At 40.2% G+C, this 17,637-nt stretch carries 14 protein-coding genes and 1 pseudogene; all 15 read right to left on the bottom strand.

The genetic code is table 11. From position 1 onward, the window contains the following. Window positions 1–117: 117 nt before the first annotated feature. Window positions 118–2,109 (bottom strand): TRAP transporter permease, encoded by a 1,992-nt coding sequence (locus ACXAEO_RS15900; RefSeq protein ID WP_474882864.1) that lies wholly within the window; start codon window positions 2,107–2,109, stop codon window positions 118–120. Between the two features lie 18 nt (window positions 2,110–2,127). Continuing rightward, complete coding sequence (locus ACXAEO_RS15905) at window positions 2,128–2,601, bottom strand: DUF1850 domain-containing protein (RefSeq protein WP_474884212.1); 474 nt, start codon at window positions 2,599–2,601, stop codon at window positions 2,128–2,130. Next, the gene (locus ACXAEO_RS15910) at window positions 2,591–3,586 is read right to left on the bottom strand and encodes a TAXI family TRAP transporter solute-binding subunit (RefSeq protein ID WP_474882867.1); all 996 of its coding nucleotides are present in this window, start codon (window positions 3,584–3,586) and stop codon (window positions 2,591–2,593) included. Before ACXAEO_RS15910 ends, ACXAEO_RS15905 begins: the two co-directional genes overlap by 11 nt. Before the next feature lie 224 nt (window positions 3,587–3,810). After that, window positions 3,811–4,863, bottom strand: a complete 1,053-nt coding sequence (locus ACXAEO_RS15915) for a Gfo/Idh/MocA family protein (protein WP_474884214.1) — start codon at window positions 4,861–4,863, stop codon at window positions 3,811–3,813. Between the two features lie 35 nt (window positions 4,864–4,898). Further along, a pseudogene (locus tag ACXAEO_RS15920) lies at window positions 4,899–6,061 on the bottom strand (Gfo/Idh/MocA family protein). A gap of 28 nt (window positions 6,062–6,089) precedes the next feature. Next, complete coding sequence (locus ACXAEO_RS15925) at window positions 6,090–6,698, bottom strand: YesL family protein (RefSeq protein WP_474882869.1); 609 nt, start codon at window positions 6,696–6,698, stop codon at window positions 6,090–6,092. A gap of 16 nt (window positions 6,699–6,714) precedes the next feature. Beyond that, window positions 6,715–7,233, bottom strand: coding sequence for a hypothetical protein (locus ACXAEO_RS15930; RefSeq protein WP_474882872.1), 519 nt, complete (start codon window positions 7,231–7,233; stop codon window positions 6,715–6,717). Window positions 7,234–7,506: 273 nt separating this feature from the next. Continuing rightward, on the bottom strand, window positions 7,507–8,802 hold the full coding sequence (locus ACXAEO_RS15935) for an ABC transporter substrate-binding protein (RefSeq protein ID WP_474882875.1): 1,296 nt from the start codon (window positions 8,800–8,802) through the stop codon (window positions 7,507–7,509). Window positions 8,803–8,909: 107 nt separating this feature from the next. After that, window positions 8,910–10,532, bottom strand: coding sequence for a response regulator (locus ACXAEO_RS15940; protein ID WP_474882878.1), 1,623 nt, complete (start codon window positions 10,530–10,532; stop codon window positions 8,910–8,912). Further along, window positions 10,510–12,261, bottom strand: coding sequence for a cache domain-containing sensor histidine kinase (locus ACXAEO_RS15945; protein ID WP_474882881.1), 1,752 nt, complete (start codon window positions 12,259–12,261; stop codon window positions 10,510–10,512). The genes ACXAEO_RS15940 and ACXAEO_RS15945 overlap by 23 nt, the downstream gene beginning before the upstream one ends. 69 nt (window positions 12,262–12,330) lie before the next feature. Next, window positions 12,331–13,167 (bottom strand): carbohydrate ABC transporter permease, encoded by an 837-nt coding sequence (locus tag ACXAEO_RS15950; protein ID WP_474882884.1) that lies wholly within the window; start codon window positions 13,165–13,167, stop codon window positions 12,331–12,333. Further along, complete coding sequence (locus tag ACXAEO_RS15955) at window positions 13,164–14,132, bottom strand: carbohydrate ABC transporter permease (RefSeq protein WP_474882887.1); 969 nt, start codon at window positions 14,130–14,132, stop codon at window positions 13,164–13,166. The genes ACXAEO_RS15950 and ACXAEO_RS15955 overlap by 4 nt, the downstream gene beginning before the upstream one ends. A gap of 62 nt (window positions 14,133–14,194) precedes the next feature. Next, window positions 14,195–15,046 carry an SDR family oxidoreductase gene (locus ACXAEO_RS15960; RefSeq protein ID WP_474884216.1) on the bottom strand — a complete coding sequence of 284 codons (852 nt, stop codon included), beginning with the start codon at window positions 15,044–15,046 and terminating at the stop codon, window positions 14,195–14,197. Window positions 15,047–15,092: 46 nt separating this feature from the next. Then, window positions 15,093–16,157: a mannonate dehydratase gene (gene uxuA / locus ACXAEO_RS15965; RefSeq protein WP_474882889.1), complete on the bottom strand. Its 1,065-nt coding sequence runs from the start codon at window positions 16,155–16,157 to the stop codon at window positions 15,093–15,095. 24 nt (window positions 16,158–16,181) lie between these two features. Next, window positions 16,182–17,588: a glucuronate isomerase gene (uxaC, locus tag ACXAEO_RS15970; protein ID WP_474882891.1), complete on the bottom strand. Its 1,407-nt coding sequence runs from the start codon at window positions 17,586–17,588 to the stop codon at window positions 16,182–16,184. Window positions 17,589–17,637 lie beyond the last annotated feature (49 nt).

Here is a 17,637-nt window from a genome sequence, read left to right on the forward strand (position 1 = left end):
TTCTACTCTATAGTTCACTTACTCATTCAAAAATTCACCTAAGCGGATGGCGCTACCCCACAAGGGAGAGCGTCATCCGCTTAGCTCTACACTTAACTATCGTAACATGTCTTTCCCTTAGATGGATACGGCATTTTTCTTTTGCTTCACCTGAACAAGCTGCAGGCCCATTATCACTAACACAATGACCATGCCAATGACATCTGTCATACCTTCTGGAATAATCAGCATGAGCGCACCTGCCGCTAATAATAAGCGGAGCGCAAGATTATATGATTTCATAAAATACCCTTCTGCTGCAGCACTAAGTGCAATGACACCAATAATCGATGTGACCACGACCGTCACGATGCTCCATACATCTGGAAGCGGAAACTCCTTCGCATTTGTTGGGAGACCTGTAATGTCAATCATCAGCATATTCGGATTGTACACAAACAAATACGGCACAACAAACCCAGCAATGGCAAGCTTCAATGACTGAAAACCAGTTTTCATCGGGTCTCCTCCGGAAATACCCGCACCGGCAAACGCGGCAAGCGCCACAGGTGGTGTAATGTTAGCGAAAATACCAAAATAGAACACAAACATATGCGCCACTAATACTGGCACGTCAAAGTTCGCAAGCGCTGGCGCAGCCATCGTCGCCGTAATGATGTAGCACGGAATCGATGGAAGTCCCATTCCTAAAATCATTGATGCTATCATAGTAAAAAACAATGTTAAAAACAGTGAACCTTGCCCTAAACTCATAATCGATGACGTCATCACTGTTCCAAAGCTCGTCAAGTTCACAACCCCGATAATAATTCCAACAACAGCACACGCCGTCATTACAGAAAGCGATTGTTTCGCGCCGTCCTCTAGCGCCGCAAGAATATCCTTCACCGACATTCTCGTTTCCTTACGCAGCATACTAACGACGACCGTTAACAAAATGGTATAAAAGGCCGCATAGCCAATCGGCATCGAAATGTAAAGGAAAAAGACAAGCCCAAAAATCGGTAGCAGTAAATGCCCTCGCACCTTCAGCACTTCTTTGACGCGCGGAAGATCTGCTTTTGGAACACTGCTTAAATTTTCTTTTCCTGCGCGGAAATGAACTTGAGCAATAACTCCTAAATAGTACAGCAATGCCGGTAAAAGCGCCGCAAGCGCAATCGTTCCGTAGCTCACACCCGTTGTTTCCGCCATAATGAAAGCACTCGCCCCCATAATTGGCGGTAAAATTTGCCCGCCAACAGACGCACTCGCTTCCACCGCTCCGGCAAAGTTTTTATCATAGCCAATTTTTTTCATTAATGGAATCGTAAAAGCCCCGGTTCCAACGACGTTAGCTACCGCCGCGCCATTAATACTTCCCATAAATCCGCTTGAAATAACTGCTACTTTAGCCGGTCCACCTTTTTTATTTCCGGCAAGCGCCAACGCTAAATCATTGAACAACTGCCCCATACCTGACTTCGCTAAAAAGGCCCCAAACAAAATGAATAAGAAAATAAATGTCACCGATGCCCCAATAGCAGAAGAATACAAGCCATCTGTTTTCAAATACAGCTGGCCGAAAATATCGCCGTAATCATACGGTCTCGTTAACAGCTTCATCGGCATAAACGACATATGACTAATAAATGGATAAATTAAAAACACTAATGCCAGCACAGGCAAAATAAGACCCGTAATCCGTCTCGCCGCTTCCAGTACAAGAACGACCGTCATGAAGGCAAAGAAAATATCCATGTTGTTTGGAATCCCGCCTCGTGTTGTGACAATCGCTTGATACTCTATGAGCAAGTACCCGGTTGATGCTAATGTCAACAAAGAGAAAACCCAATCGATAACAGGGATTTTTGCTCGAGAGCTTTTCTTACTCGCAGGATAAATTAAAAACACAAGCGCAATCCCAAGCCCGACGTGGATAGCACGCTGCTTCAGCTCCGGCATTGGGTAATACGTGTTATATAAATGAAACAACGAATAAAGAATGGCAAGACCGGCGATTAACCGGGTGATATTTCGATTGGCGAGTGTGCGGACAACAGATTCACGGTCGAATTTCTCCAAAATCTCCTGCTGATTCACAGTTTGTTGCTCGACTTGATTTGCCATTTGTACACCTCCAAGTTTTTAATTCAGCGAAAACGCCATCATCCAAAACGGACGCTTCGTCGGCGTAATCGTCACTTCTTCATAATCATGGACCCATTCGTATAAAGGAATGACTTTGTCCTCAATGGTCAATGTTGACTGAACAAGGTCTGACACGACGAGACGAACTTCATTCATTTGTCGGTTAACCTCATACGTCACATAACCTTTTTCCTTCTTAATGATCGTTCCTGTTGCGGGTACTCCCGCTCCGAACGTTTTAAACTTTGTATGCGTCAGCAACAACTCATTATTTCCCCACTGAAAAAATTCCTCCCACTCTTCTTTTTCAACCGAATGAACCCAGCGGATGCTGAATGTTTTTTCCGGAAAGTAAAAAGTATCGTGCTCACCACTTACTTTAATCATCGGAACCGGCACATTGACTAGTAAAAGGAGGAAAAAGAGCACGAAGAATATCGTACTCTTCTTTTTCCATTTCTTACTGCTCATCAAAATATTTCTTCGCTCCCGGATGAAGCGGTGCAACTAACCCTTCCTGTGCGGTTTCAATGGAAATATCCTTTGCTGATTGATGGGCATTTGTTAACCCTTCTAACCCTTCAAAAAACGATTTCGTCAGTTTATATACATCGCCTTCGCTTAAATCCGAGCGAACGACAAGCGCATTCATAATAGCAGCCGTCGGGATATCTTCTTCATTTCCATACGTGCCGGCTGGAATGATTTGTGAGACAAAGTATGGTTTATCCGCTGCCATTTTCTCAATAATGTCTTTTTCAACTGGCACAAGCTTTAAATCAAACCCTTGCTCAAGCTCCATTAAAGAAGAATTTGGAATACCGCTCGTTAAAAAGGCCGCATCAAGCTTTCCTGACTTTAACGCATCTGCCGCTTCCGCATAGCCAAGATAATCAACCTTCACGTCATCATACGTAATTCCATGTCCTTCTAATAATTGACGGGCATTTACTTCAACCCCGGAGTTTTGCGCCCCTACCGCAATTCTTTTTCCTTTTAAATCTTCAAAGCTATTAATTCCAGATTTAGCGGACGCCACAATTTGCACGTAGTTCGGATAAAGCGTCGCGATTTGCTGGACATTGTCTATCTTTTCGGTAAAGCTTTCTTCTCCGTTTATCGCCTGGCTTAACACATCACTCATTACAAATGCCATTTCTACTTTTTCTTGTTTTAATAAATTAATATTTTCAACAGAAGCTCCTGTTGTTTGTGTTTTCGAGTTCACACCAAAATCTTTCGAATATTTCTCCGCAAGCGCTGTCGCGATAATGTTGTACGGACCAGATGCGCCGCCTGTCGCAATCGTCGCAAATTTCGTTTCCAATGCATTATCTGCTACAGCCGCCGTTTCTCCGCTCTTTGTCTCCGAACCTGTCTCGCTCGACGAACAGCCTGCTAAAACTCCTCCTACTAGTAATAATGCTGTTGTCCCTGTTAAAAATGCTTTTTTCATTATCATATCCCCCTTGTTTGATTATTCCGCCTCTTTTGAAAGCGCTATCTTTATTAATCTACTATTGCAAGTTTCATGCCAACTTTCAAACGTTGGCATGGAAAGAATGTTTATGATGACAAAACAAAAAACCGGAGAAATTCTCCGCTCATAGCGGAAATTTTCTCCGGTTTGGGTGTGTTAGTGGGAAACAAGGGTGTTTGGGAGGCAGCAGCTAAGCTACTCTACACAAGCAATGCCTGCTCTTGTGCCTGCAAACATAATTCGGCCGCCTTAAACACATGCGCCTGGGTCATAGCATTTTCGGTTCGGTTCATACAATCTAAAATTAATGTCCCAAAGAACGGAAATCCTACTTGTCCTGATACTTCAAAATGCTGCTCACCTTCTCGATTAACTAAATAAACATGATCGCCAGTTTGGTCGCGCGCAACATCTACGTACTTACGAATTTCAATAGTTCCTTCCGTTCCGGTAATAAACATACGACCGTCCCCCCACGTACTCAATCCAGCAGGGGTAAACCAATCAACACGAAAATATTGAGTGGCCCCATTATCACCGCGCAGCGTCGCATCTCCGTAATCCTCCAATTCTGGATAGTCAGGATTGTTATAGTTGGCTACTTTACTATGTAACACTTCTGCATCCTCGCAGCCCGCGTAATATAAAAACTGTTCAATTTGGTGACTACCAATATCGCATAAAATTCCGCCATATTGCTCCTTCTTAAAAAACCAGTCTGGACGACTTTCCGCATTAAGACGGTGTGGTCCAAAACCAGTCACTTGAATGACTCGACCAATGGCACCAGCCATAATTAAATCCCCCGCAAACACCGCTCCTTCTACGTGAAGTCGTTCACTAAAATACACCATGTACTTTTGCCCCGTTTGTTCCACAACGAGCTTCGTTTCTTCAAGTTGTTTCATCGTTGTAAAAGGGGCCTTATCTGTAAAATAATCTTTGCCCGCTTGCATCACTTTTATTCCAAGTGCACTTCGTTCAGATGGGATAGCGGCACTTGCTACAAGTTTAATTGATTCATCATCCAAAATTTGTTCTAATGATTCGGCTGCCTGAACGAATGGAAAAGCCGCGATAAACTCATCCACCTTTTTCTTGTCAGGATCATAAACCCACTTTAATGTCGCCCCCGCTTCTACCAATCCATTGCACATCCCGTAAATATGACCATGATCGAGTGCCGCGGCCGCAATGAAAAACTCTCCCTCTTTTACAACAGGATTCGGCTTTCCTTTCGGCGCATAGGTCATTCCATCTTTCCCCACAACAATCTCTCCTTTATTTTTTAATGTGTCCCTTGTACCTCTAATCTTTTATTCGATACATTCTTTTTCACAAATGTAGACTGATTGATTTTTTCCTGTAGTTTTTCATAGTATAGTTCTGCATTGACAGGAAGCTCCACTGCTTCGTTTAACCAGGAAGACAGATAGATTGCATTGGAAATCTCGAGTCCCTTCACGCCTTCTTCACCAGGCGCCAATAGAGGCGTTCCATCTAAAATAGCATATATCCAGTTTTGGATAATCCCTTGATGTCCCGTATACTCTCCTATGATAGGAATCTCACTTTTCCAACACTCTGGTTCTCCAAAACCACCTGTGTATGATTGGTTAAATTCACGTTCTGATTGTCGTAAACGGTAAAACGTCATCTCATCATTTTCTATTACTATTTTCCCTCGATCACCTACGATTTCGAATCGATTTGTACCAGGCGCTTCACCTGTCGATGTAATAAATACACCTGTCGCTCCGTTTTCGTATTCTACATATGCCGTTACATCGTCTTCTACTTCGATATCGTGGTATCTTCCAAGATGACTGAAAGCTTGGACACGCTTCGGCATCAGACCTGTCGTCCATTGCCACAAATCCAATTGGTGAGGCGCTTGATTAAGCAAAACACCACCGCCTTCTCCTTTCCAAGTTGCTCTCCATTCACTTGAATCATAGTAGCTTTGAGAACGGTACCAATTCGTCACAACCCAGTTCGTTCGTTTAATTTCTCCTAACTCCCCTGATTGAATAAGTTCACGAAGCTTTTGATAAAGCGGGTTGGTTCGCTGATTATACATAATGCTGAATACTTTGCCGCTCATCTTTGCTGCTTCGTTCATTTCCAGTACATTTTTCGTATACACACCGGCAGGTTTTTCGACTAAAACATGCAATCCTGCAGCGAACGCTTTCTTCGCCAAGTCTGGATGACTGTAATGAGGAGTGGCAATAATAACCGCGTCAATGCCTGATTCGCGAAAAAAAGATCGACATCGCGATAAAGCTTCACATCAGGATTTGTCTGCTTCTGCACCCATTCAAGGCGCTCTTCACTCCCATCACAAACAGCTGTCAGGACTGCTCCAGGGATTTGTCCGTTCCTTAACTGAAGAACATGAGAACCGCCCATATTCCCAATTCCAATAACACCAACTTTAACGAAACTCATATATATACACCTCATTTATCTTCTTAATTTAAGCAACTAACCGAAACATTTTGCAGGAATGATAAGTACACCAAAGAGCAAACAAGCTTGCTCCAAAAAAGAGCAATAAGCTTGGAACAGTCAAAAACATGACGACAAATGCCAAAGAGCCAATTAAATGAAGAATGGTTTTAAGCGGATACATTACACCAAGCAGAAAAGCTTTCTTCAGTAAATGGAAAACGCTCATATCGTAAGTAACGTACAACGTAAAAACATAGCTCACCATAATGGCATAAGCGATAAATAACTGAAGTGCAAAAAGTTTTCCAAATACAAACATCGCCGTTTGACCTGGGAAAAAAAATGTTAAATCTATGACTAAAAGACTTCCTATTATCATTAACATGAAGCCAATTTTTTGGCTTTTTATAAATTCCGAGCGATAAATAGTCCAAAAAGAGAAAAAAAGCTGAGACTGTTCTTCGCCTACTATCCATTTTTTCATAAGCGTATACATCGCAATAGTAGCAGGGGTCCATCCAAATATAACGCCTCCAAGGAGAGTGAACACCATCCACAATATGTTCAGATAAGCAAGGCGCATAATCCATTCTGTCAGATGGTACAGACTCCCTGACCAGTTTTCCTTTGTCATCCGCTTTCTCTCCTCTCTAATTCATAAAAGCCTGGATGATGTGCTTCCCCTCTTTTTTGTGTTCACTGAAAAATGGCAATATCGCCATTAATGGGTCATCTCCTTTGATTTTTACTTCTTCAAAAAAACTACTATCTTTTTCCAAGGGCATCCCATATAAATGAACTTCCCCTGTTTTCTCATTTTTGGTCATGTGTGATTTGAATGAATCCTGATGTCCTGTTTGAAGTAATTCTTCTAAAGGAGTCAAGCCATTTTTAGTTAACAGGCTGGAAAAGTAGGTTTGATCTGTTATATACACATCCCCTATTCTTTCTGAGAGCAACACAGATAGTTTTTCTCGTGAACGCGGGTAAAGATGGACATGAATATCAAATTGATGATTTGTCTTTTCAAGCAGGGCCCGTTCAAGAGAAGACTCATAGGTAGGTGAGATATTCGAAAGGAATATGACGTTGACTCCTGTTGGAGATGACTCACAACCTGTTGAAAGTAGGAGAAAAACAAGAGAAAAATACTTAACCATTCGTTTCAACTGCATTCCCTCACTTTTCTATTTCACTTTGATCTGTTCAAATTGCTTAGGCGCACCTTTACTAGCCTTATAGACATGATGTGCAACACTTGAAATGAAAAGAAGATTCTTCATCTCTACTTTCTTTAAAGGAAACTCCCATCGGTAGGGATTTTCTTTCATCCCCACCAATGGTTAGTTGACTTACTATGTTTTTTACTTTAAACGGCAAGGTGACTGCTCCGCTCCGATGCGGGATAAAGTTAGACCACCCTTTTCCATCTCCAAATTTATCTATTGTTTGACAGATTCTTCAAACTTCTGCTGAATTTCTTTGTAGGCTTCAGCCGGCGTGAGTTCGTTAAAAATCAATTGCTCTCCTATTTGCTTATAACCATTTTGCTGGAAATCTCCCCACCCTTTAGGACCTCCATTAAACGGCTGGGCATCAGGAGCTGTTTCATTAATCATATTTAATTGAGCTTGATCAGATTTTGTAAACGCTGAACTCATTTTCTCCAAAATGACATTAGACACCGGCAACCCTCGCGAAACTCCTAATATTTCTGCTGCTTCCGGATCATTAATAAAGAAATCAATAAATTTCTTTGCTTCTTCCTTATATGCAGAATGTTCACTCACTGACCAAAACATGGAAGGCTTTAAATAACCTCCAGCTTCCTTATCTCTCGGTGCCGCAACAAGAGCAAATGCACCTGGTTTCACACTCTCAAAACTAGGGAATTGCGCCGCCAATCCTTGCTTGATGAGAACCGAACCATTTAACAATAAATCCCGCTTCGGGTCATATTCTTGTTCGGAGACCGACACTTCTGGAGGAGGAACGACTCCTTGCTCTCTTAACTCTTCAAAAATATGAATCCATTCGAGCCAAGTCGTTTTATCAATGTTATATTTTCCACCTTCTGTTGTAAGGTGCCCTTTTCCTTTACTTAATTGATACATCTCATATGCAGCAGCATCATAGGTTAAATCCCTTAAAACATAGATACCTTTTTCAAGCTTTGGTTGCACTTCTTTTGCCATTTTGAAAAGATCGTCCCATGTCCATCCTGATTGTGGTGGAGTAACACCAAGCTGTTGGAATGCTGCTTGATTATAAATCATTCCATATGCATTATTTCCAAGTGCAATTGCATACAACTTATCGTTATACTTCCCTGAATCTACAAGCATGGGATCGACATCATTTGTTTGAATCCCTTCCGATAAATCTGCCAGCTGATTTCTTGCGGCATATTCCTGCAAATATTGCGCATCCATTTGGATAATATCAGGTGCATTTTTAGCAGCTGATTGGGTTGCTAGCTTATCCCAGTAACCTTCCCATCCCGAAAACTCCGTTTCAAATGTCACATGTGGATTTTTCTCTTCGTACAGCTTTAATGCTTTTAACGTAGCATCATGCCGTTCTTGAGACCCCCACCAAACAATTCGAAGCTTAATTTGATCCGATGTGCCTGTAGTTGTCTGTTCCGCCTGATTAGTTTTCGCGCTGCAACCTACTAAGCTGAATGCCAGCATCGCTGCAACAAACCAATAAATCCATTTCTTCCCCATCTTCATCATTCATCCCCCTTTTTTTATCACAAACTGTAAGTTTCTTTCATTATAAAGCGCTTTCATTAACCTTTATATAAGAGAGATGCACAATTGTTTTCAAATTTTAACAAATTCTATTGCTTTAATAAATCTGTCGGATTCAGTCCTGTGTATTTCTTAAATAACGAGCTGAAGTACGGCGTATTTTTAAATCCCACTTTTTCTGCTACTTCATAAATCAAATATTGCCCTTCCAAAATTAACTGTTTAGCCTTTTCCATCCTAACTTTATTGACATAATGATTAAAAGATAAGCCAGTCGCTTTTTTAAAAATTTGACTCAAATAATTTCTCGAGATATACACATGATCTGACAGTTCATTTAACGTAATATTTTCATTGTAATGTTCATGAATATACTGAGTTATATACTCCACTGCTTGTTTATGGCGAATGTTATCTTTTTCGTTTAATTGATTATGGTCGCAGATGACACCTATCTTTCCCGTGAGCCATTCGGAAAGTTGCTCTATGCTATTTAATCCGTCAATTTGCTGAGAAATAGATTGGCTGTTAAACAAACCTTCTAAGTGAACTCCATTGTCATAAAGGCAGTAAGTAAGAACAATCCAAAGTTCTTTGCAAATCACTTTTAATTGATATGGGAGATAACTGTTCTTTTCCTTACAAACTTGAACAAAATCTTTTGTTATTTTCATTGCTTGATCTTTTTGATAATGTTTAACCGCCTCTGCTAATTCACGATAAAATGGAACTGGCCTTTGAAATGAGGAATTTTGTCCAACACCATAACTGCCTTCATTAACCGTTGTATCTTCATAACGGCTGATAGAACCAGCCGAGGATACCCCTGCTGCCCACATCGCTTCTTCTGTAGAATTGGAGATTTCATGCCAGTCCTCTTTCAAACTTCCTATCCCTATCTGAAATGAAATCGATGTCCGCTTTTTCATATGCTTCATCAATGTTGTCGCAATCTCCTCAGAAACATCCATACATCTTTTGGGATCAGCCGCTCTCGCATAGGAAAGCAAAAGAGCTGAATGATAATGATTGAGTTCAATCCATTCGAAACTTTCCAGTTGTATAAAGTTACAGTCAGATTGTAGTGTCTTAAATACTTGTTGAAACTGCTCCCAATCTCTAGAAGAAGAAGGCGTTAAATCGTAATTTTTGTTTAATCGAATGCCAATAACTAAATGTTTTCGCTCCTTTAGCCCTATTTTCTCTTGATCAATGTGAAGCGGCTCTTGATCTTCAATCCCGATTACGACCGATTTCAACCAAGCATTCGAAATGAGAGATTTATAGTACGCAAGCTTCTGTTTCATATCTTCTTGATCATAGCGCGTATTTTTTTCCTTTTCCAATTGAGCAACGGCAGATGATAACACATGTGTAATGGTTTGGATGGTAACCGGTTTTGACAAATAATCATGAACGTTTAAACGAAGGGCTGTTCTAGCATACTCAAAATCGGAATACCCACTTAAAATAATCGCTTTTCCGTCAAAACCTTCCGTTCTTAAACATTGCAGCATTTCCAACCCATTCATAATGGGCATATACACATCCGTTAAAACGATATGTGGCTGTGTCTTATTAATTATCTGAAGTCCTACCTCGCCATCAGTTCCTTCACCTACACACTCGATTCCTAGCTTTTTCCACGGAATAGCTTTTTTCATTCCTTTTAATACATGGCGATCGTCATCAATAATGACCGCTTTCCACATATGCTCTCCCCCCATCTACTAACTTAGGAATTTTAATCATCACATTCGTTCCTTTCTCAGGTTCGCTACAAATAGATATGAAGTATTCACTTCCGAAATAAGCAAGCAATCTTTCGCTCACATTTTTAATCCCATATCCGCCCGTCTTCATTGGCTTCACTTTTCGCTCATCCTTAAACCCAGAGCCGTTATCCTGTATTACCATATAAAAATCACTTTTCATTTCATAGATTTTTATGACAATCAATCCTGATTCTCGGTCGTGTAGCCCATGCATAATGGCATTTTCTACAAAAGGCTGTAATGTCAGCTTCGGAATATAAAAATCCCGATAGTATTCAGGTATGGAGATTTCATATCGAAAACAAGCCCCCAATCTAATTTGTTGAATTTGCAAATAAGATTCCAAATGTGTTAACTCATCTCGGATTTGAATCAAACTTTCTCCCTTTGACAATCCAATTCGAAACATTCTTCCCATTAACTCAAGAACTTGACTAATTTTTTCCTGTTCCGCTTCAATTGCCATCCAATTTAATTGATCAAGTGTATTGTATAAAAAATGTGGGTTAATGTTTGCTTGCAAAGCATCGACCTCTGCTTTGCGCTTTTGATGAAATTCCACTTCCAAATCCTCATATAACTTTTTAATTTTAAGGATCAATTTTTGATAGCCCTCAAATAAAGAACCAAATTCGTTTTGATAATCTTGAGGAAGGTCCTGTTCTTTTCTATTTAACGAAAAATTATTCATCGTCTTTAATAAAAGTTGAATTGGCTTTATAAATTGTTTCGATAAATAAAACGTTAAAAGAATAACAAGGACAACTGCGACTATACCGATAGAAAAAAGAAGTGCGGCTAACTGAATGCTCCCTTTCGCCACCTCTTTCCATGGTGTAATTTCCATCAAAAGCCAATCGTTATTGAACAGCTTCGACCATACGACAAAGTTTCCTTTATAGCGTGTAAAACCATCAGCATTTAAATTAATATCAGGATTTTGCTTTAATTCATTTAAAACCTCCAAATAAGCACCCGTTTCAAGTTTTCCATCATATGTAATAGGAAGGTCAGCCGAATCGATTAACAGACGATTGGCCTCTTGATTTCCACCCTCTATTAAACTTTTGAAAGCGGTTGCCTTCATGTTCACAACTAATATAGCCGCCACTTTTTCATTTGCGGTATAAACTTTTCGAGCAAAACTGATGACAGCGGTTTCTCCTTGACTAGATTGAATCGTATGTTTTCTAAGCCAAGAAGCATCTGAATTTTCCAAAGATTTAAGTCGATCTGTTTGTTGATATTCATGGAAAGGATAGTAACGAATCGGTCCCTCTTCCACTTTAAGAGGTGCCTGCTCTAAATAAATATGGATGGAGTCAATCAGTGGTATACTAAACGCAATATTAAAAAAGGACGCATTAATGTTGGAAATACGACGGTAGGCGGCATAGGTTTCTTCTTGCCCTTGAAGGTATTGTTGCAAATCACTGTTTCTTGACATAGCCAGCGTCACTTCTTCAATGGATTTTTTTTGTATACTAATTTGTTCATTGATCTCCCGCAATAGATTTTGTTGGTAGTAAGAGGTGTTTTCCTTCATTTGGTGAATCGATACTTCATAGCTTACAATAACAATAATCGCAAGAAGTACGGCCATAAAAACAGAAAATGCGGTAAAAAAGACATTACGGATGGGATAACGTTTAAAAGGACTTTTCACTGACAACGCCTCTTTCAGATGCATAGTTTTAAACATATTATCAAAAAAAGGCTGAAATATCAGCCTTTTTTACCCTTTTAAACCAGATGTCGCCACTCCATCGACAATATGACGCTGTGCAAAGAAAAAAATGAGAATGGCTGGTACAACTGATAAGAGAGACATCGCAAACAATTGCCCCCATGGAACAGATGAATTGGTATCTACGAACATTTTCAGTGCCAATCCAACCGTATATTTATCAACAGAATTGATGTAAATTAAATGCCCTAAAAAATCGTCCCAATTCCATAAAAAACAATAAATCGCAACAGTGACTAACGGTGGTTTCATGAGTGGAAGAATGATTCTGAAATAAATCCCAAACCAGGAGCAACCATCGATTTTAGCTGCCTCATCCAACTCTCTTGGTATTCCCCTAATGAATTGAACTAATAAGAAAATAAAGAATGAACCGCCAATGCCTCCTGCCAATGTATGAGGAACAATAAAAGGTAAATAAGTGTTAATCCATCCGAAAGCATTGAACATGTCATACTGAGGAACAAGTGTTATTTGACTCGGTAGCATGAGCGTAACTAGTACGATGGAAAACCAAAATTTCCGTAAAGGGAAATCAAGGCGGGCAAACGCGAAAGCGACAAGACTGCACGACACAACCGTGGTAAACAATACACCGATTATCAACTCAAACGTGTTCATAAAAAAATGGGTAAACGTATAACCAGGAATGGCATACCAGCCATCTATAAAATTAGAAATCGTTGGATTAGCTGAAAAGAGATTCACGGAATCAATCTCTTCGTTTGTTTTAAATGCAGCACCAACCCACCAGAGAATAGGATACACCATAAATAAACAAATGAAAGATAGAACGATATGATTAAACCATCTTTTTTCCATCATCCTTTTCCTCCTTCTGATTCGTAAAACACCCAATACCTTGAGGAAATGAAAATCAGGGCGGTCACAATGCCAATGATAACAAGAAGAACCCATGCTAAAGCCGAAGCATAACCCATTTCAAATCCTGCAAATGCCCGTTCATATAAATATAACGCAAACATATAAGTCGACTGGATTGGTCCTCCCTTTGTAATCACGAAAGCCTGAGTAAACATCTGAAATGAACCAATTGTCTGTAAAACTAGATTGAATAAAATAACGGGTGAAAGCATTGGAAGCGTAATGGAGAAAAACTGCCTTATCTTTGATGCTCCATCAACGGCAGATGCTTCATAAAGTTCTGGTGAAATTTGCTTCAATCCCGCTAAAAAGATCACCATTGAAGAACCAAATTGCCACACAACAAGCAGGATTAACGTGCTTAAAGCGGTGTCTGGACTTCCAATCCAGTTCTTCCCTTGAATCCCGAATAACGCAAGCATATGATTAATCATTCCATCTCTGCCAAAAATATTGCTCCAAAGAATAGCTACAGCCACGCTCGTTCCGATAAGAGAAGGCAAGTAGATCAACGTTCTGTAAATGGACATTCCTTTTATTTTTTGGTTCAAAAACATAGCCATCAACAACGCCGTTATCAGCTTTAAAGGAACTGAAATCAGTACAAACCATAAAGTAACGGTGAGCGATTTATAAAAAAGCTTATCTTCAAGGAAAATCTTTTGATAGTTTTCCATTCCAACCCAATTTGGGGCCTCTAATAGAGAATAGTCCGTAAAGGAAAAATAAAGAGATTGAAGCATAGGGTAAAGAGTTAAGAGAAACAACCCGAGCAGCCATGGCGAAATAAATAAATAACCAGTTATCGGTGTTTCCCATCTTTTCTTTTTTGCTTCTTTCCTAGTCGAAAAGGGGGGGCGTTCTACATCCACATGATTTATAGCACCTTCATTCAATGGTTTCATAAGTCCTCCTCTATTTCCATTAATCTAATGACGATATACTCTCATTGAACCTCCTGCTTTACCTATACTCCTGAATAAGCGGAGAATCCCCCGTCCACCGGAACCACAATTCCCGTCACAAACCCAGAAGCTTTAGAATCAGCCAAATATAAGAGTGTTCCAATCAGTTCTTCTTTTTGTCCAAACCGGCCGGCCGGGGTTTGACTTAAAATTTTTTTAGCCCGTTCCGTAAATGTTCCGTCTTCTTGTTTCAACAATGCTTCATTTTGCTGCGTCAAGAAAAAACCCGGTGCGATAGCATTGACACGAATGCCAACTTTCGACATGTGAACGGCTAACCATTGGGTAAAATTACTGACTGCTGCTTTCGCTCCGCTGTATGCAGGGATTTTGGTTAGCGGACTGAATGCATTCATCGAAGATACGTTAATAATGGTACAATCCTTTCGCCCTACCATATCGCGTGCAAATACTTGCGACGGCAGCAGCGTTCCCATGTAATTTAAATTAAAAACATACTGTACTCCCTCTTCACTTAAATCAAAAAACGTCATCCATTCGTTCTCGTCTAAATCCGTTGTGTCTAAATACTCCTTGCTTGTCGTCCCCTTCGGATGATTACCGCCTGCTCCATTAATTAAAATATCGCAAGGTCCAAACGCTTGCAGAATTTTTAAGTGAGCAGATTCCAAGCTTTCCTTTTCTAGTACATCTGTGCCAATTCCAATAGCCCGACCACCACTTTCGCGTATTTCTTGTGCTAGTTGTACGGCTTTTTCCTCCGTACGATTTAAAATCGCAACGTTCGCTCCGCATGCCGCCAACGCCCTTGAAAACTCCGCACAAAGAACCCCCGCTCCACCTGTTACAACAGCTGTTTTCCCCTTTAAATCCACTTCAAATGGAATGTGCATATCCACAATCTCTCCTTCTTATTAAAAGTTGAAAGGGCCCCGCTCATCACTTGAGCGATATAACCGATTTATTTTTCTTCCGAACAGCTTCTGACAGTCCATTCAAATAAACAGCCCCTAACGCACGATCGTACAAACCGTAGCCTGCTTTGCCAGTTTCACCCCAAATCATTCTGCCGTGATCAGGACGAATATATCCTTCAAATTGAATATCATGAAGGGCTTCGATAATGTCATACATATCGATGGAGCCATATGAGGACATATGGGCTGATTCTTGAAATGATTTCTCCCCTGTCATTTTAATATTTCTTGCATGCACAAAATGGAGACGATTTTGGGACCCAAAGTAACGAATCATATCTGGCAAGTTATTCTCTAAATTAGGACCAAGCGACCCCGTACAAAAACAGACACCGTTGCTCGGACTATCATAAAGACGGAGAAAGCGCTCTAAATTTTCTTTATTTGTGATAATGCGCGGCAGACCAAAGATGCTCCACGGTGGATCATCAGGATGAATGGCCATCTTCACTCCTTGTTCTTCCGCCACCGGTATAATTTCTTTCACGAAATACTCAAGATTCTTCCACAATTCTTCTTCATCTACATCTTCATACTGCTTGAATAACTGCTCCAAATCTTCTTGTTGATAACTCGAATCCCACCCAGGAAGCGTTAATTCACCTGTGAGTGGATTCATTTTTTTCATTATGTCTTCTTCATAAATTAAACACGTTGACCCATCAGGCAGTTCATGTTCAAGAGAAGAGCGAGTCCAATCGAACACAGGCATAAAATTGTAACAGACAACTTCTATGCCACACTCGGCTAAATTACGAATTGTTTGTTTGTAATTTTCAATGTATCGCTCCTTTGTCGGCAGCCCTAGTTTAATATCTTCATGAACAGGTACACTTTCAATAACAGACAATTCCAAACCCGATGCTTCAACTGTTTGTTTCAGTTTTTTAATTTTTGATACTGGCCATACCTCACCTGCAGGTACATCATAAATAGCGGATACAATCCCTTTCATACCAGGGATTTGACGAATGTATTCCAACGGGATAGAATCTGTATCCCCATACCATCTAAATGACATTTTCATGCTTATGTCCCCTTTCTTCCGAACTCAGTCTACATCAATAGCAAAATAGTTTTTGGCATTATAGTAAGAGATATCTTGAATAATTTTTCCAACAAATTCATAATCCTTTGGAACCTCTCCACCATCCATCCATCCGCCCATTAACTGACAAAGAATCCGACGGAAATATTCATGCCTTGTGTAAGACAGTAAGCTGCGGGAATCTGTTAACATTCCAACGAAAGTACTTAATAACCCTGCGTTTGCTAAATCTGTCATTTGTTTTAACATTCCTGCCTTTTGGTCGTTATACCACCACCCTGAACCAAATTGAATTTTCCCCTTCGCCTCGCTAGATTGAAAATTTCCGATGGTACTGGCAATCAACTCATTATGTACAGGATTCAACGTATAAATAATTGTTTTTGGTAAAGACTGTTTTCGCTCCAAACTGTCCAATAAAGCATTTAATGGTTTGGCCAGTTCAAAATCATACATAGAATCAAAACCGCTATCGGCACCGACTTGCTCAAACATGCGTGTATTGTTATTTCGAAGAGCTCCGATATGTAGCTGCATCGTCCACCCTAACTGATGGTAAAGCCCGAATAAAAACTGCATTGTGACTGTTTTATACTTTGCCTCTTCTTGACGTGAAAGCGTCCCACCATGAATGGCCTTATCAAAAATAGCACTCACCTCTTCCACAGAAGCCTCTTCATATAGGAGACCTTCGAACCCGTGATCGGACAAACGGCATCCAGCTTCATGAAAATAATAGATTCTAAGTTCCATAGACTGAAGAAATTGCGAGTAGGTTGGGATGGGTCTTTCTGTCACTTTCTCAAGAGTTTGAACAAATGATTGAAAGGTCGGCTTCGTAATTTCTAGTCCTCTATCTGGCCTGAATGTCGGCAATACTTTTGTTGCAATCTTTTCATCCTTGGCAATTTGTCTATGATAGTGCAAAGAATCAGTAGGGTCATCCGTTGTACATATAACCTTGACATGACAGTTTCTAATAATATTTTGAGCACTAAAGGAAGCGGATTGTACGATTGAATTACATTGTGCCCAAAGCAACTCCCAATCTTGTTCTGTCACTGCCTTATCATAGTGAAAAAACCGTTTCAATTCTAAATGGGACCAATGGTGCAAAGGATTCCCAATTGTATATGGGAGTGTTTTAATCCATGCATGAAATTTTTCTTTAGGATCTCCTTGTCCTGTAATGTACCTTTCTTCAATGCCAAAACTTCTCATCGCCCGCCACTTATAATGGTCACCTTCCAGCCATAGCTCTGTAATATTCTGAAACTTCCGATCCTCCGCAATATCTTTAGGACTTAAATGACAATGGTAATCATAAATTGGCATATCCTTGGCAAAATCATGATATAAAACTCTCGCACTATCACTATTTAACAAGAAATCTTCATTTAAAAAAGTCATTTTCCCATCTCCCATTTACTCGTTATGACCAAAACGAAAGTTTACTTGT

It is taken from the genome of Bacillus sp. ABA4_010 (assembly GCF_056159105.1).